The sequence below is a fragment of the Flavobacterium litorale genome (genome assembly GCF_019613795.1).
GTDB classification, from domain to species: Bacteria; Bacteroidota; Bacteroidia; order Flavobacteriales; family Flavobacteriaceae; genus Flavobacterium; species Flavobacterium litorale.
On sequence record NZ_CP080429.1, the window covers coordinates 2,636,003 to 2,654,637 of the forward strand.

At 35.1% G+C, this 18,635-nt stretch carries 8 protein-coding genes and 1 pseudogene; all 9 read right to left on the reverse strand.

The features are described 5' to 3' along the window. Positions 1-2: 2 nt before the first annotated feature. The 9 genes and pseudogenes from K1I41_RS12035 to K1I41_RS12070 all read right to left on the reverse strand — a co-directional run bounded on the left by K1I41_RS12035 (position 3) and on the right by K1I41_RS12070 (position 18,580). Positions 3-1,037, reverse strand: coding sequence for an RHS repeat domain-containing protein (locus K1I41_RS12035; RefSeq protein WP_508349116.1), 1,035 nt, complete (start codon positions 1,035-1,037; stop codon positions 3-5). Next, a pseudogene (locus K1I41_RS12525) lies at positions 1,026-1,192 on the reverse strand (IS1/IS1595 family N-terminal zinc-binding domain-containing protein); the annotation flags it as partial. The gene K1I41_RS12035 and the pseudogene K1I41_RS12525, both read right to left, overlap by 12 nt. A gap of 479 nt (positions 1,193-1,671) precedes the next feature. Continuing rightward, positions 1,672-2,148: a hypothetical protein gene (locus K1I41_RS12040; protein WP_220640583.1), complete on the reverse strand. Its 477-nt coding sequence runs from the start codon at positions 2,146-2,148 to the stop codon at positions 1,672-1,674. Positions 2,149-2,159: 11 nt separating this feature from the next. Continuing rightward, complete coding sequence (locus K1I41_RS12045; RefSeq protein ID WP_220640584.1) at positions 2,160-3,104, reverse strand: RHS repeat-associated core domain-containing protein; 945 nt, start codon at positions 3,102-3,104, stop codon at positions 2,160-2,162. 145 nt (positions 3,105-3,249) lie between these two features. After that, the gene (locus tag K1I41_RS12050) at positions 3,250-3,756 is read right to left on the reverse strand and encodes a hypothetical protein (protein ID WP_220640585.1); all 507 of its coding nucleotides are present in this window, start codon (positions 3,754-3,756) and stop codon (positions 3,250-3,252) included. Between the two features lie 13 nt (positions 3,757-3,769). Continuing rightward, positions 3,770-4,693 carry an RHS repeat domain-containing protein gene (locus tag K1I41_RS12055; RefSeq protein ID WP_220640586.1) on the reverse strand — a complete coding sequence of 308 codons (924 nt, stop codon included), beginning with the start codon at positions 4,691-4,693 and terminating at the stop codon, positions 3,770-3,772. 308 nt (positions 4,694-5,001) lie between these two features. Then, the gene (locus tag K1I41_RS12060) at positions 5,002-5,571 is read right to left on the reverse strand and encodes a hypothetical protein (protein WP_220640587.1); all 570 of its coding nucleotides are present in this window, start codon (positions 5,569-5,571) and stop codon (positions 5,002-5,004) included. 5 nt (positions 5,572-5,576) lie between these two features. Further along, the gene (locus tag K1I41_RS12065) at positions 5,577-16,223 is read right to left on the reverse strand and encodes a toxin TcdB middle/N-terminal domain-containing protein (RefSeq protein ID WP_220640588.1); all 10,647 of its coding nucleotides are present in this window, start codon (positions 16,221-16,223) and stop codon (positions 5,577-5,579) included. Between the two features lie 2 nt (positions 16,224-16,225). Beyond that, positions 16,226-18,580, reverse strand: coding sequence for a T9SS type A sorting domain-containing protein (locus K1I41_RS12070; protein WP_220640589.1), 2,355 nt, complete (start codon positions 18,578-18,580; stop codon positions 16,226-16,228). Positions 18,581-18,635 lie beyond the last annotated feature (55 nt).

Sequence of the window (18,635 nt, forward strand, 5' to 3'; positions counted from 1 at the left end):
ATTTACTTTTTTGGCTTATGTTTGTTCATTTTTTTAACTCCTTTCTTAAAAGTTCTATAATCTACAGTAATTATTTCATCAAGGTTAGAAGTAAAAAATCCAATTTTTGGAACATGATCATTTTTAAGTACGCCTCCCTTTTCTCCAAAAGGTAAAGGCGTTTGTATCTCCTTCCAACCTAAAACTATTGATGGTTGAGTGAAACCTTTATTGTTTTTAGGTTTTATATCTTCAGGAGAACCTATAGGCTTACCAAATCTTTTTACTTGACCATTTTCATACTCTAATGGGTGTAGGTGTACATCTGATGATGGAACTATTCCCCTATCCTGTAAATCCTTTATAGCTATTTTCCATTCGTCATCTAGTTTTCCAGCTTCCTCGCTTGTAACTACAACGGAGGACTCTCCTTCTTGCCCCATAATAAAACCTTTCTCAGCTCCAGTTTTATCTTTTTTACCAAATTTATATATTTCATCCATATTTTCAATGTTACTATCACTAAACTGATTCATAACATGCCCCTTACTTATAGCCTCGTCTACTTTCTGACCTCCCTTTTCAGATGTCAGAACCATTTTTTTCGCATTACTACCATCATCTACATGCTTCACGTGTTTCCCATAAATATTATAATAATCAGTAGGTAGTAAATCAGCACTCATCCCCGTAGGGTCAACCAAATTAATAGGGTTGTTATAAGTATATCCATACGAATCCATAGTCTTTTCTACTAAAGGATCAACCGATATAAAAATACTCATTTTAGGATCATAATAACGAGCCGAGTAATAATAATTTCCTGTTTCTTCATCAAATTCTTTACCATTAAATTTAAACGGGGTGTTATGGGAGTTATTATGTTCGTCTACCAACGTTTCTCCAAAAGGCAAGTATTCCATATGTTGGGTTATCTCTGCTGCCCCATTGGTGATGTAGCTACTACTACCCAAATGGTCGGGGTGGAAGTAATGCGTATGTAATTCTAAACTATATATATCGTGGTAGTCTGGCGCAACAGGGTTACTTTTATCAATATCAGGTTTGTATGTTGATAAGCATAATTTTCAACTCTTGTTTTCCTGCAAAACTTACAGATATATCTCTGGTTACCTGACCTTGTTTTTCCATATTTTATCATGTTACTAATTTTACCAACACATCTGTAACACCAAGTCTGGTTTGAAGCCATTTTTTCCAATTTAAGACATTATAAAATAAAAAAACAACCCGAAGGTTGTTTTTAGTTTAGTTACAATATTACTATAAGTAATTGATTATCTGTATATGTTAGATGGAATTATTAACCATCAACACATCTGATACATTACCGTGGAGCTACATTAAGCTCATTATGTATTGCCAGAATAGCACTACGGGCTTGTTGGAGGTAAGCAGTGCCAATTTGTTCTATTGCAGTCTGGTTTAAATCAGGCATCTGAGCTTCATTTGGTGTGCTCACTGCTCCGTACAGTAGTTCGCTAGGAAATTGACCCAAACCTCCTGTTGTGCCTGTTTTGGTACTTACTCGCTCAGTACCTACATAATAGTGCTTGGTATAGCTAAGGGATAAACCTTGTTAAGACTCCATAGACGACTTGCAATCAACTAATTTGAATATTACTATTATCACGTTTTAGTTTTACACCTTATCAGACTTAAATATTACTATTAATAACCTTTAGATAATACTTCCCCGTTTTCTTTGAAAGCTATATGATAAACCCTATCAAAGATTGCCCTCTTCATACTTCTCAAGTATATGTTATTCTTATAATTATCTAGATATTCTTGGGCATTTTCAGTATTTGCAAAAGTATAATCAGTATAAAAAATCAGAGGATATAAAGTTCCGTTAATGGAAACATATCTGTTAGTATTTTGTACCCATTTATCTTTCTGATAATAATAATTAATAATATATAATATATATTCATTAGATCCAGAGTCAGAATATAATACAAAATATGGCATATATTCCTTTTCGGTACTAATCTCGTTCAGATGAGTAGAAGCTAGTTTTACAACTGGATTTGGAATAATGTAAACTATACCATTTGAATAATTTCTATCAGAACTGTTTCTTTTAATGCTAGAACACCCAAATAACAACAATAATAATAACATTAGTTTCAATACTTTTATCATGACTTTAATTTTTAATTACCTACATATTCTCTCAATGCGTCGTTACCAATATCATGGGCTTCAGTTGTTCCTACATTTGTTGAAGCTTTCCCACGAGCGTTGACTCTATGGATAGCATTTCCTCCAGGCGTAATCTTTGTCCAAGAATCAATAGCATATATAGTAATTCCAAAACCAGCAGCTGTAGACTTATCATTAAAAGGACCAAAAGTTGTTGCGCTATCAGATGTTTGTGCGACATTTTTTTTCCCTTTGGGTGCTGTATTGTGACTATGAATTTGAGCTAGAGGACGTAGACGAGTACCAGCGAATCTTCTAGATGTCAAATTACCTTCTCCATCAGTTGTCTCATGTATTTCTGGCTCTGTGAGCCCACTGACACCAGCTGGACCTATTGCAGAAGTAACTTCAGCAGTAGGGTAATCGGTAGAAGTATCAACTAATAATCCAATGTAAACCTGTCTTTCTTTTGTTTGATCTGCAATAGTTTGATTATTAATAGTATTAATATCTTTTGCAATTTTTGTAGAATTGACTGTTATTTTTCCACTTACACTTTGTAAATCCTTTGTAGCTTGCTCGGATTTACTTCCACCATTAACTGAGACTTTTTCATCCCAATCACTTTTAAACACTACTCTAAATTCATTTGTGGCAGCTCCATCTTGTCCCAGTACTTTTCCTGTTTGTGCATCTATATACCAATCATCACCTTTCATCCCCGTAGGGTCAACCAAATTAATTGGATTATTATAAACATACCCGTAAGTATCGCCAGTTTGCTCTGCGAGTGGATCCACCGATATAAAAATACTCATTTTAGGATCATAATAACGAGCCGAATAATAATAATTTCCTGTCTCTTCATCAAATTCTTTACCGTTGAATTTAAAGGGTGTGTTGTGGGAGTTATTATGTTCATCTACCAACGTTTCTCCAAACGGTAAGTACTCCATATGTTGGGTTATCTCGGCTGACCCATTGGTTATGTAACTACTACCCAAATGATCAGGGTGGAAATAGTGGGTATGCGATTCTAAACCGTATGTATTATAATCAAATCTTGTATGATTATTACAGACTTCATAAAATTTAGATCAACTAATCTGTATCATTACCTACTAAAGGTGGCTCAGGTAACTTATCCAGTAATAATTCTACTGGGAAATCACGATGTTCTATTTTGATAGTATCACAATCTTTCAAAGTGATTAAATCATGAATGATTTCACGCTGTTTATCATTAATTAATTCTAAATAGAATACAAATCTTAAAGTATCTTGTTTCTCAACAATATCCAACTGACATGGAGTTGCATCTGGAATGTCAGAATATTTAGGGTAATAGTTAAAGAGAGGTTTTAATTTTCTAATATACTCTTCAACATTGGTTCTTTGTAAACAGTAATAATAATCATATTCTGCTTTTTCGTGCTTCTCCAAACAATAAAATAAAGTGTCTGGTTTTATTTCAATTCCTATTCTAGGCTCACTTGGATCCATGGCAATACCAGTAGTAAAAATTATTTTACTATCATTTTCATAACTATTACTGCAACCTAATAAAAATATTATGGTTATCAGTTTTAACGCTTTAAAATTGTTCATGCCTTGTAATTAATTAGGGTTTGTATTCCAATTCTCCAGTTTTAGGATTTACGTTTATTAGAGATCCACTAAAATCCCACATTTGAGTCCTAATTTGTGCTTTTGTAAAATTTAAGTTCCATTTTTTCGATGCCCTATGTAAGATGTTAAATCCCTTTACAGTAAATTGTTGAACTTTATCATCAGTATTGTTATAAATTGCACCATGACTAATGTGATAGTGATCAGAATGGTTTTTAGCATACCTAAACTTCTTTGGAACACTTGAATAATTAGCTCGACCATCATCAATAAAATCATAAGCATCTGCATCTACATGGAGAAAACTTTCATGGACTATAGCCTCAAGCAAATTAAACTTAGTGCTACTACTCCCAAATCCCTTATCAGCTATGTGAACATTTACATCATATTTACTTCCTTTTCTTTTCCTCATAATAAACTCTCCACGAGTAGTACTTCCTTTCTCTGAATTAGATAAAGTATAATTCAAATCAATTCCTTCATTATGTAACTCTCCAGCTTCATCAGCTTGATAGTATACTTCCCCTTTGTACTCAAGTTTTTGCCCTTTAGATGCATATTTATCCAAAAACTCCTTACCCTCTTTACTTTTGGCAAATTCTATAAACGCTTCAGCATGATCTTTACTTTTTTTCATTAATTCTGAGGGATCAATATGTTCTCCCTCCATACCTGTAGGGTCAACAAAGTTAATTGGATTATTAAAACAATAAGCATAAGAACTCCAACTAGGATATTTCTCAGTCAGTGGATCTACCGATATAAATATACTCAATTTCGGGTCGTAGTAACGAGCGGAGTAGTAATAATTTCCCGTTTCCTCATCAAACTCCTTACCGTTGAACTTGAATGGCGTATTGTGGGAATTATTATGTTCATCTACCAAAGTCTCACCAAAAGGTAAATATTCCATATGTTGGGTTATTTCTGCTGACCCGTTAGTAATATAACTACTACTACCCAAATGGTCGGGGTGGAAGTAGTGGGTATGTAATTCTAAACTATATGTATTATGGTTACTGTTATACATTCCATAACATTTCTGCCAATTTATACCATAAAGATTAAAAAACACAATTTGAAATTTTTACTTGTGTTTAAAATATAAAAGGTGTGCATAATTGCACACCTTTTTAAATCAACTTACTCTAAATTAGAATTTTGATTTATAAAAATTTAAGCTAAATATTTTTTACTAAGACTAATTTTGACCTATACATATCATTCCTCTATTTTATCGTAATCAACTATTTTAAAACTCTTAATGAGAGTAAGATATTTTTCAACATTTTCAGGTTTTATATTGTACAAAATAATATCAATTTTGCCATTAGAATATAATTTATTTATTCTATTTTCTCGTTCGCCTTGTAGATATCTAATATTATAACCTCTTTCTTTCCAATACCAAATAAATGGATATTCACTGGATATATCTCCATAATAATCCGAAATTATCCAATCATCTTTTACACCAAGGGTTTCGTAATCTGATTTTATGTAAATAATTTGTTTATCAGGAAATTCAAAGAAAAAGTCATTGTCAGATATTGCGAAAGTGATTATTTTTTTTGGTAAGTTGATTCTAAAGTGCTGCTTATAGTAAACTGTTTCTTCCGCTACACCGTGAATCGTTGAATTGTAATAAAACTCGTTAAAATTAGATCCGAAGTTAAAACTATAATTATCTGTAATGTAACTATACCCGTTAATATCAAAATACATCGGTTTACATGAAATTATGACTATTGAGCCAAATAGTAACAATAATGTATGTTTAAATTTAATCATTTTCTCTAAGGTTTATGTTTGTTCATCTTTTTTATTGCGTTCTTTAGTGTAGAATAATCTACTGAAATTATTTCTCGGACACCCAAGGTAAAGAAACCTACTTTTGGTAGGTACTTATAGTTTTTCTCAGTTGATACACTATTAAAATCCACAATCTCAATTCTTTTCCAGCCCAAAGCGATTGAAGGCTGTATACCTAAGATATTTTTTTCAAGTATATCACCATCAGAGCCCCTAGGAGCCCCAAATTGTTTTACTTTTTTATTTTTATCGAAGATTAGGTTATGTAAATGGACACTTGAAGCAGGAGTATCTCCTTTTGATGATAGGTCATCAATTGCATGTTGCCATTCTTCGGATCCTATTTCTCTTTTCTCCACACCAGTGACTATTTCAGAACTGGTTCCATTCTGTCCTCTCAGAAAACCTTTTTCAAGTTCGGTTTCGTCTTTTTTACCATATGAATAAATTTCATCCATTTTTTCGACTTCAGAATCCGTAAATTGATTAACATAATATCCTTTAGCGATAGTTTCATCAACTTCTTTACTCTTCTTTGAAAATGTCAAAACCATTTTTTTTGCATCACTACCATCGTCAACATGTTTGACGTGTTTACCATAAAGATTGTAATAATCAGTAGGTGGCAAATCAGCACTCATACCTGTAGGGTCAGTCAAATTAATTGGATTTTGATAACAATATCCATAAGTATCGCCCGTTTGCTCTACAAGGGGGTCAACAGATATAAAGATACTCAATTTAGGGTCGTAGTATCTAGCACTGTAATAATAATTTCCTGTTTCCTCATCAAATTCTTTACCGTTGAATTTGAATGGCGTGTTATGGGAGTTATTATGTTCATCTACCAAAGTCTCACCAAAAGGCAAGTATTCCATGTGTTGAGTTACTTCTGCTGCCCCATTGGTGATGTAACTACTACTACCCAAATGGTCAGGATGGAAGTAGTGCGTATGTAATTCTAATCCGTGACTTTCTTGATGGTCGGCTCCTGTATAACCATCTTCATCCATATCGGGTAATAATACAGGTGGGGCTACATTGAGTTCATTATGGATTGCTACTATAGCTGTACGGGCTTGATCAACATAAACATCACTGGTACTTGCTATGGTTTCTTGATTTAGGTTAACCATTTGGTTATCCAATGCACCTTCGGGAAAGTATCCCATACCTATTGCAGTACCTGTTTTGGTGCTTACACGCTCTGCTCCTACGTAATAATGCTTGGTATAGCTAAGGCGGTTGGCTCCTTTTTCTGTATTATAGATAGCTTTTCCTACCAGTAAACCGCTAGGGTATATCATTATGTTATCTACGCTGCTTTCGCCTGCCTCTGTAGCGTTGGAGTGGGTATCTATACGGTCGTAATTGTATTTTATGGTACGCTCGCCACCTGCATCGTAGGTGTATACGGCTACGGGGTGTACTGTTTTCTCGTCTGGTTTTAGGTCAACCGCTAATAGGCGGTTTTCTTCGTCCCATACGTTTCTGCGTAGTACGGTTTTTTCATCGCCCAATATTTCGGCTATTTCTGTTTGGTTTCCGTTGGCATCGTACGTAATTTCTTTGTGTTTTATACGCGGGTCGTCTGCCGCAGGGTTGGTTACCCAACTTGGGGTTTCGGTTAGCTTGCGTACGGCATGGGGTTGCCCGTAGGTATAATCGGTATTATTGGTGGTTATATTACGGTTAGAGCCTTGGGTGGCATCGTAATTATAATCCAACTCATAACTGTTTTTATACACTGGGGTTCCGCCTGTAAGGACATCCGTATGGTTGGATACGGCACCTTGGTATTGTACTTGTCTTTTTTTCCTTATGGTGTGGTTTACGTTGTATTCCATATCCAAACTGTATTCTTGGCGCAAATAGTCACCATCAATATCGTTAGCTCCTACATAGTTCCCTTCGGCATGGGTTAGCCTATTATAAGCATCGTACTGGTAGGTATGGTTTATGGGGCCTCCTATTTCGCCAGCATCGGGTAAGCTACTTGTTGGATTACCCGTTGTTACACTCGTTATGTTAGAGAGCGGGTCGTACGCATAATCTTTAGTAATGGCAAAATTGGCACTAAAATTATGATTTATTTGGTTCATCCTGCGTCTGGAGTCGTAATTATAGGTTGTTGTGGCACCGTTACCATATTTTATGCTATGGCGTTCGCCATAATCGTTGTACTTTATATTCTCTACTATGTCTTGTACTGTACGGTTGGGTATAATACTCGTTATTTTTTTAAGGGCTCCTGCTGTGTTGTACTCGTAATCTACTTCTTCTTCATCAGGATATATAATTTTTTGTACCCTGTTCCAGCTATCGTATTGCCATTGGGTAAAAAACCAATACGATTGGTACCCTGCTACCGCTACTGAGCGTAGGTTTTTGGTTAACTCGCCCATGCGCCCGTAGCCAAACACTTGTACGCCTGAGGCATCTTCTTGTTGTAATAAACGTCCTACAGCGTTTTCTGATAGTGCTAACGGGTCATCGTAAGCACCATAAGTGTACGTTACATTATTTTCTGGGTTTTGGGGGTAAGTTATGCCTATTAACCTCCCAAAATCATAGGTGTATTCTATGCTCTCCCCTGCATCATCCAATAATAAATTGGAGTTGGTTTGCACTGTCATTCTGTTAGCTGTATCGTATGTAAACGTTACCACACCACGGTCGGGGTGTTTTACTTCTGTTTTTCTGCCCGCCAAATCGTAGGTATATCGGGTGGTTTGCCCTTGTGTGTTGGTTACCGTAAGTAACTCGTTAATGGCATTGTAACCAAACGTTGTGGTATTGGGGGTTACTGGGTTTCCGTTTCCGCCTGTTACGCCTTCGTTTTGTATTGTTTTACGCTGACGCCCTCTAATATCGGTATAGGTTTTGTTGGTTTGCCCGTTTTCGTTGGTAAGTTTTTGTACAAACATATTATCCTCAATACTGTATTCGATTACTGCATTTGCTGTTTCATCTATTTGTTGTACTGTTTTTACACGATTGCGAGCATCATAAGTTGTTACCGTAATAGGGGTTTCTTGTGCTGGCAGTTGTACGTATTGTAATGAGGCATTGTCAATATTATAAACATCTGTAGGGTATGGTGTTTGGGTAATTGGTAAATAGTTTTCTGTAGTTCTACCAAATGCATCTTTTTTCTCAAAGCCATTTATAATCCATTTTGTAGTTGTGCCTGTTTGATGCGTTTTTTTAACTTGTAAAGGTTGCCCAAAGCCATCTGCTATACTTATGGTTAGTAGCTCGTTGGTTGTAGTGGTGGTACCATTTGCAAACTCAGGGTCAAAATGTCGGGTAACGGCATAATGTTGTGCTGTACCTTCTTGTGTTATATCATCGTACTCAAAACTTCCTGTTGCAGGAATCATATATTCATCTGAGGCTAATGTTGTACTCATTGCATCCATTTGCCCTTTGTAATTCATGCGAATGGTCCAAGCATTACCGTTACCATTTTGATTTTCGAGTGCTAGTTCGTTAGGTCCTGTTACTTCTACTACCCTACCCCTATTATCGATACGAGTTCGCATGGACTGACCGTTACTATCGGTAGTAAATACAGGGATTCCGAATAAATAATTGTATGTAGTATAGGAGTTTTCTTCAAATGAATTACCATATGTAATAGGATAAGTAGACAAAACTGTATCGTAATAGATACCCGTATTATAAATTTCTCCTAAGTCATTGGTATTGTCTGTTTGAAGTACAACTATTAAATTCCCATAATCATCATAAACAAATTTTGTAACATTTATTTGATTTTCATTGAGTTTAGTAATAAGTCTGTTTACCTTACCTTTTGTACTCACACGGTATACAGTTCTTTGGCGTAATAGTTCATTGGTGGCATTATTAAAAACCCTTACCCTAGTTGGAAAACCTGTAGCATTATCGAGATTTGCTATAGCTCCTTCGTCATAGTATACTATCTCAGTTCTGTAAACATCATTATTACCCTCGCCATAGTCAACGTAAGTAAGGAGGTTACCGTACTTGTCGTATTCTTTAAACTCTTTCACTGCAGTAAGCCCTTCACCATTTTCGTAGGATGTGGCGGTAACACGTACGGGAGCTATAAATAGTCTTGATTTATCGAACAAGGTCGTTGCTAAGCCCGTTTGTAAAAAGTTATCCTCCTCAGTTGCATTTAAGTTAACTATAGGGTTATCTGGATCTAGTATGTTATATAATGTTTCTTGCTTAGAGAGTATTTCATCAGATGCGTTATATAGGATACTTGATTTTTCAGCTCCGCTCAAATAATAGTTGTTGTTGTGGTATGATTTTTCAGCTTTTCTGTATGTTTCCTCTGTATCTGGATATTTTTCTTCTATGATTAGTTTTTCATATCCAAAAAATTCTCGCTCTCTTCTGTCGTATTTTGGGTTTTCGTACGTTGCACTTGTTAATGTTTCATCAGGTTTAAGGTTATTATCTCCAGTAAAACCATCATTAGTTCGTATCGTGGTTAACACCCATTTATTATTAGGCATATCATAAGTGTTACCGTCTCTTTTATAATCAATAGTCCAACTACCTCCTAACGGAAGATTTACTTTTTTAAGTAAATGGGTTTTTGCTAGTTTATTTAAATGTACAGAAATATTACTATTGTTTATATTACTACCTTTTTTAAGTACATCTGTATAGCCATCTCCATTTATGTCCTGTACAGCTGCAATAGTTTCGTTATGGCTGGCATTGGTACCAGCAGAAATAGAAGCAGTAATTTTTATAGGCGGTAAAAATACAAGTGGAATTATAAAGCCTTTTGTAAAAGAACCATAAATATTACCTGATACTGATTCGTTTTTCTGTATTCTACCATCTCCATCATTATAAAACGTTTTAGGAGTACCTTCAAAACCTCTACCAGTATTTAAATAGTAGTTGGAACTGCTTGAACTGTTTATTACCAAATCGGGTAAACCATCGCCATTTACATCTACAAACCCTGCTCCTGTGTGTGCCTCACTAATTGCGACACCTAAACCAGCAGCAAACGAATTACCTAAAGATACCCCTCCTCCAAGGCTACTATTTTCTCTTTTATTCGCTACAAGAGAGTTTCCGCTTGCAGTGTACCATATTACTTCATTAGTAAAACTATACCCTCTATTTAATCGTACTTTTATTTCGTTTTCCTTAATTAAAACTTTATCCACTAATCCGTCGCCATTAATATCTATCCATTGCTTTGAATTGTATGATTCGCCACTACTGGTATTTATACCAGAATTTACGTTCGTTTTGGTTTTATTACCTGTAGATTGCGCGTTGGACGACTCTGAAGAATTTGGAAACATAGCAGGTACATTAATTCCAATTGTTTCGTCATCGCTCTGATCTCCAGAAACAAAAGGTGTACCTAAATCAGTATTGGGATCATCTGCATTGGATACAGTGAAATCGGTTAATGCACCAAGCATATTGGTATATTGAATTTTACTTCTGGAAACAATATCGGGGTAACGATCGCCATTAATATCAATATATTGATTCAATACTTGTGAATTCGCTTCACTTTTAGTGCCATTAGTGAATCCGACACCTCCAGACTCTGCGCTACCTTTTGATTTTGAACGTTGTGTTAAACCAATAAAAACACTATTTTGATTAGGAGTATTTTGTAGCTGCAATACTGTATCAGGATCAATATATATATCAAAAATATCATTTTCAGCAAAACGACCTAATTTTGTAACCAATATATTATTATTAATACCATGTTCTGCGCTTGGTATAGCATCGTTACTATACATCCTAGCTCCACTATTAGCCTGTGTGTAGTTTACATAACGCAATGAGAAGGTATTGGTTGAGTTTTCATCGTTAGGGTCTGTAGGCTCAACATCACCCTCATACAGAGCACTAACATCAATTGGGTTTATTCCATAGGCTACTGATGCAGGACCTATTTGTAATTCTCCTGCATTCTCTCCTTCTTCAATAAAAGAAACATCGAGACCACCGTTATATAAAAACTGCCCCCAACCCCGATAAGGTATCCCATAAAAGTCTTCTGTTTTTGCTATAAATGGACTTTGTAATGTTACCTCACTAAAACTATAATCATTTAAGTTAGGTACATCAGGGCTTAATACAAAATTAATATCGGCGTTATTATTTATAAGGTTAGGATTGTCTATATAAAATGCAGCATATATTTTACCTGCATTACCACTTTTTATCTGATTTATGTCTTCCTTGGAGAAAGTATGTTCGAAATAATATTCATCAAGTAAAGGATCTATTTCGCCAACAGTACTTGTTGTTTTACTTAAAACATAACCTTGTGATTGTGTATTTAAGATATAAAACGTTTTCTTAACAACAACATTAACAGCATTTAACGATTGTGTTCCAACTTTTTGTTTGACAACCCAGTTTACTTTTAAAGGATATAGCGCATCATCAATATAACCTAAAGCTTCATTACTTGGGAGTGTAAAATTATGACTAATTCTAAGGAATGGGTCATCCTCATCTGCAGCAGATTGTATATTGGGGTCAGGTAATTCTCCACCTAAAATCCAATAAATGCTTTCGTTTATATTATCGTTATAAATTTTATATTTTACAGGTGCATTTAACGGATCATCTGTAACGTTATTTACAATATAATATGGTTCCCAATTTATCGATTCCCAATTTACATTAGAGTCACTCTCTACGTAAAATTGTAAAATATAATAGTAATTGGTGTTACTATTAGAAGGAATAGATACTTGGTCTGTACTTGCATTACTAGATGATGTAATGCCCCCTGTTACTGGATTATAGGTTTTTCTCCAAATATTTTCAACAACTTCACTCCCATCTTGTAAACTTATCTTCGTTTTTTTAATAACGAAGCTTATCGCATCAGAAAATTGATCTTGAGTGTACGGGTTAGTATCTAGATTGAAATTGATCTGGTACGTATTATTATTATCAAGTTCTAGTAAGCCTGCATTATTATTAATATAGTCATTTGTAGAACGATACTCATTTCCAAACTTACCTGTTTCGTCATCGATGTTGAATTGGAACTGATTACCAGCAGTATCAAATCCTTGGTAATCTACTCTAGGATTCCACTTTACCTCAGCACCATATCCATAACCTACATTGTGCGCCCTGAAAAATATTAGATCGCCTTTTTCAACATCAATAGGATGAGAACCAAGACCAACACTGGACACTTGAGTGCTATTATTAGGTAAATTATGGGTTAAACTCTCAATTATTTCTGCATCGCTGTTTGCAGACCCAGATTTGAAGTGTTCTATTGAAAGTTTTATCTGGTTGGATCCATCTAAAGGATGATTAGTGTAATAGTTTATATTTTTAAGTTCGATAAATTCATCGGCACTTACACTTACTTTACCAGTATAAGGTGCACTCCATACTTTAACATGGTCAAATTGGGGATATTCGGCTCTCAATTCATCTAACGATTCCAATTCGAGATCATTTAAAAGCTCTGCATTTATGATTCCAGAAACTATTGGGTTTTCGGAATTATTAACATTTTGGTCAAAATGTCTAGTAAGTGTATTATTTACACTGCCAGTAATGGTAGTATTAAAATTAACTCTACCACTAGCTACCATATCGGGTAAACCATCACCATTAAAATCAGTAAAATAATTATCCGTTCTTGATCTGGTTGTACTCCAACTCTTACCAGCACTTACTCCAAAACCTGCAAAGCCAACACCGCCATCAATTCCAAAACCAGAGGTTCTTGAGGTTGTAGTACTTAATTTATTTACTCCAGATATAGGAACAAAATCTCCAAAACTATACTTAGTACCTTCTTCATTTAAAATATTCGGTCTGTAAAACAGCCCTGAAGGAGCCTGATACACTTTATCAGGCAATCCATCACCATTAACATCCAGAAAACTAATTTTTGTTTTTTGATTATTTTTACTGCTATTATAAGATACACCCAACGTACCTCCAATGTTTATTGGTACAAACCCTATACCAACACCACCACGAAGCCCAAACGAAAAGCCTGAAGCTGTAGAAGTTCCTAATGGAGAGCCATTAGGAACTATATTCAACCCTCCTTGTATATCGTCTAATTTTCCAGATACACCATCATTAGATGCAATATTCTCCCACGAATCAGGAGTAGATGTTGAGATAATGACATCGCTATCAGGATTAAAATCATCATCATAATACTCTAACGTATTAGAATAAAATAGCTCATTACCAGCATCAAATTCAGATATTTTTATAAGCTGTTGCTTTAGAAAGCTTTTTTCTTCATAGTCAAACTTGTAAGATCGAATACGTGTATTTGGCTGTCCTTGCTGATGAAACGATACGTGAATTTCAGTAAGTAAGTCGTCAAATACCTGAAAGTACCCGTTACGTGCATTAAAAGTTACGTCATTTCTGGGTGTAAAAGTTGAAGGGTTACCTAACGGTAAAGAGTATTCGTTTCTTATAAAATCAATTTTGTAGTAGTTTGGTATATTGGCATGCATTGTATAGGTAATACTCGAAATATAAAGTTCTTGAGCTTCTATGGATGATTCTCCTATACTTACATTAGAATTAGTTTTATCGTAGTTATACTCTATATAATTACCAAAAGGGTCTTGGATACGTTTTAATGGCCAGTAACCAATATTACCACTATTGGCTACACCGTTAATATCTGGAGTTCTTAACACAATAGAGTTATCAGCAGCATTGTCATCTGGGGTTCCCCCATAAAACGATTTATTACCCTGTTTATCTGTTACTTCCCACCAATAATCTGTCGGATTGGTACCATGACGAATAATTTCTTGGTAACCTCCTTCTTTACGGGTATAAAATTGTCTGTCATCAACTCTAGCGATAGCATTTGTTTCCCTATGCGGGTTTGTATAGTTGGGTGTTTGCTCAGTACCTGCTGCATTTAAAACCAAATCTGAGCCACTTAATGAATATAACTCTGTTTCGTTATCACCATCAAACAAGGGTGCACCCCATTTAGTATTTAGGGTAATGGCTTGCGTAGCTAAATTCCAACCTAAACCCATCCAGCCATTACCGCCTTCGCTATTATAAGTAACTTGTAATGATGGCTGTAAACCGTTTCTGCCAGGTGGTAGTTTTATAGGAAAGCTAGTGGTAGCTACCCCTGTACTATTTGGGCTGGGTGGTTGTATACCTACTATACCTGCACTAGGGTCGGCATACTTCATATCCGTAATAGTAGTGGGCGCAAAACTTCCTACTTCTGGAGACTGGGGTACTTGAATTACACCGTTTATGTAATCTGTTTCGCCTTCACCTCCTGCAATAGTTGTTACAATTTCTTCATTACCATAATCTAGACTATCAACCGGTAGCATTTTCCAGTTACGCTGCTTTTTATCAAAATAAAAAGTTTTTACGTCTTTCGGGGTGTAGCCATCTGGTATTTTATCAAAATCGTATTTTAATCTAAGTTGTATTGCTGTACTGTCTGTTACATTGTATTTTTTTACTTTATAACCCAGAAATTTACCTGCAGTTACATTTTTCATGTCGTTACTTAGTGTTTTTACATCTTTAAATTGTAGCCCTTTAACACTAACGCTTCTTTTAGGGCTACTAACTATTGCTTCTTCTTCAACAGTAATAGTTAATGCATCGTAAATGGCGCAATCGGTTAAATTGTACCCAATTTCGTTAGTGCTTAATTTTGAATCTGAAAATTGATAATCACTATCGCTATTTTGATAGGTTAAAGGATAGCTAACAATTCTTTTACTTTCATTGTTACCATTGTAAATAACATCTATTTTGGTTGTAGTTTCTGGTACATTTTGCAATACATGTTCAAAAACACCATTTTGAACAGGAATGGTTTGCCCAAAGGCTTCAACGTGTTTAATATCAGTAGCTATAACGCTGCCCAATAGGTAAACATTTCCGTTAAAATTTATAAGCTGCTGCTGTTTTGTTGAGATCGTATTGTTATCTCCATTCTCTAATTTGATTCTGAGATTTTTAATCTCATATTGATAATTCTCCTCTACTCTACGGTTAAAGAAAATTTCATTTATTCCTGACTTTAGTTGCGTTAATGATACGTCTTCGCTAACTGCATTCCACTGCTGACTTTTTAAGATAACTTTACCTCCGTATGATGGGTTACTGTTTATACTTTTTGTAGTATGTGCTGCACTTGCTACACCGTAAACATCATAAACTAGAGTAGCTTTATAATTGTTTGAGTGGATATTGTCTGGCAAGTTAATTGTAAAAAAGTTATCTCTAGGGTTTTCACCTTCAGAGCTTGATAATTTACCTATAACGCCTTGTGGTTGTTGGGCATAAAATACATTGTATGATTTGAAAGTAGCATTCGGCTGAGCAAGTGTAGTCTTTTTAGGTGTTGCAGGAACTTTTAAAGTATCACTCCCACCTTTATTGGAACGCTCTGAATTACTAACCTCCTCAGTGCCACTAGAAGAACTGTAATTTATTATACTACTTCGTTTGGCATCGTTGATATAATGGTTTGAGATTATTTGTTGTATTGGTTGACCAAATAAAACTAAGTTGCTTAAAATAGAAGTAAACAATACTTTTACTGCGTACGACTTTCTGATTTTGTTAAAATTGTTTACTGCCATGACTAGTCAATAATTAGTTTTTCAGTTAGTACTTTTCCGTTTACTTTAGTAGCTATTAAATAAACTCCTGAAGATAAAGCAAGGTCAAATGGTAAATTGTAATTTGTTTTTCCTGTTATAGTAACTTGGTGTACTAGCGCCCCCGTAGGGCTATATATCTCTACAGTTCCCTCTAGTATTTCTGTTGAAGAAATTTCATAATGAAATGTTGTACCCGATTCGCTAGGATTAGGGTATAAAGTTGTTTTTAGGCTTGCTGTTGGTTGGATATCAGAAACCTCTTCTGGAACTGATGTATTGTTGCCTGGTCTTAAAGATGTAGTTTGGCTAGGAATCTCGCGTATTCTCCATCCTCTTTCTAGACCAAAATTTTCTATTACTTGGCATCCACTTAACGAGTTAGTAACTGTAATTATAATTTCAGATACGTTATTGTCTGGAGTATCCAAATATAATTCAACTACTGGATCATATATGTATTGAGTCGTACCATTATGATTAACCTCCCATTCGTAATAAACATTAGGGTTATTGACCAACGCTGATAATGCATAAACATTTGACGGAACATTGCAACTACTAAAAACCGGATAAAGTAGACTGGTACCAGTATCAATACAATTTTGTTCTAACTGCGATATTACATCTAAGTCCATCCCTTCAAGAGGGTCTTTAAATTCTAAGTTATTTTGGGTAAATACAACGCCTAAGTTTGCGTCTATAGTAGTTATATTGTATTCTCCAAAAGGAATAGTGGCGCTATTAATATCTTGGTTATCAGTATGAAATGTAGGTGTGTTATGATAAATTGTTATAAATTCTGATGGATCTGAACTTGACGTATTAACAAGAGTTGTAGTGAATGGTGGTACGCCTCCACTAGTATTTAAAATGAATGCAGCGGCAGTATCGTCGCAACTAATGTCCTCTACTATGTTACCTCCAAAATTATAACTAAGCACAACAGAGTCTTCAATTTCACAAGAACCATCAGCACTAGTTATTACCACAGTATACTCTCCTGGTTCGCCAGCAAGTAATGTATAATCATAATGTTGTAAAGGTTCGCCTTTAAACAACCAATTATATGTAGCGTTAGGGTCTGTAACAGTTACACCCCCTGGTGCTCCAGCGTCTAGTGTCACTTCTTGTAGCGATTCATCCAACACTATATCATTTCCTAAATCCACCGAAATAGGTAATATGTTTATAGTTATCTCTGTTTGCTCCTGATTAGCAACCGGTGAGTCTGAATCAGTTACTGTTATAGTGTAAGTTTCACCGTTTGTAGCAACAAACTCCATGATATTTCCTTGATCAGGATAATCATCATTAGCACCCGATGTACTTGTGATGTTAATATTATAAGGTGGAGTACCTCCCGTTATTACTACTTCAGGTCGTAGTGTTTGCTGCTCACATTCATCACGCAGGCGCACTTGCACAATCATCTCAGGTCCTACACCAAAAGTAAATTGGTCGTAAATATTATCATCAGTATCAAAAAACACATTCTCAAAAAAGCCATATTGCAGTCCGTCCATATTCACTGGTTCGTAATAATCAACGTATTGACTATTGAAATTTGATTCTGCCTGATCTGTGACATCCTTATCATGCAACATCCAAAGTTTCAATTCAGGATCATTCGCCAACTCTTGTGCTATTGCACCATTTATATTAAGCTTAAAGAAAATGGGAATAGTAGATGAATCATCTCCAGTATTTTGAGAAAGCCATTTTCTGTTTAAGGCACGAACATTAAAATCATTCTCTGGTTGTAACCCATCCGCTTGGTTATTATCCCCGAAAACAACAAAATTTTCATTGTCTATACTAACTAGTTGTTGTTTTTCAGGGTTTGTATTTACCAGCTTTTTTACTGATGCTATCAAATAATCTTGATTGTGGTAGCTCTCGCTCTGTAATTGGTTAAGTCCTGAAATATCATCACGACCTATACCAAAAATATTAGTCCTAAAATTTTGATTACTCAATTGCCCATCATCAGTAGTAGTATTCCAAAAAACAATATTTTCTGCACTTTTATAAACTTCATCTACTAACGTAAGACCATACTTAAGTGCTAAATAAGATTCCACTCTATTACGTTGGTTAGCAGACAATTCAAATGGGTAAGAAACAAACTCGGGAAAGTTCCCTTCAAAACCCTGTGCATCTATACTTTCTGTTGTATTAACAAAGTCTTTACCTATATAAAAGGTAGTTTCTCCTTCGTAACCATAACTTTTATATTTTCTGTCAGTATTGTAAATATTCCAATGGTAAAAATTAACACTAGCATTATTATCAGATATATATACTCCTAAATGTTCATCTACATAAAGTGTATTCATAGAAATATCAAAACGATTGTGTATCGTTTCAGAGGTTACTTGAGGTAAACCTGAT

What these genes read in the sequence shown, in the direction of transcription:
- K1I41_RS12070 (WP_220640589.1), bottom strand. Translation starts at nt 18,580, where the DNA reads ATGAATACACTTTATGTAGATGAACATTTAGGAGTATATATATCTGAT.
- K1I41_RS12040 (WP_220640583.1), bottom strand. Translation starts at nt 2,148, where the DNA reads ATGATAAAAGTATTGAAACTAATGTTATTATTATTGTTGTTATTTGGG.
- K1I41_RS12050 (WP_220640585.1), bottom strand. Translation starts at nt 3,756, where the DNA reads ATGAACAATTTTAAAGCGTTAAAACTGATAACCATAATATTTTTATTA.
- K1I41_RS12065 (WP_220640588.1), bottom strand. Translation starts at nt 16,223, where the DNA reads ATGGCAGTAAACAATTTTAACAAAATCAGAAAGTCGTACGCAGTAAAA.
- K1I41_RS12045 (WP_220640584.1), bottom strand. Translation starts at nt 3,104, where the DNA reads ATGGAGTACTTACCGTTTGGAGAAACGTTGGTAGATGAACATAATAAC.
- K1I41_RS12055 (WP_220640586.1), bottom strand. Translation starts at nt 4,693, where the DNA reads ATGGAATATTTACCTTTTGGTGAGACTTTGGTAGATGAACATAATAAT.
- K1I41_RS12060 (WP_220640587.1), bottom strand. Translation starts at nt 5,571, where the DNA reads ATGATTAAATTTAAACATACATTATTGTTACTATTTGGCTCAATAGTC.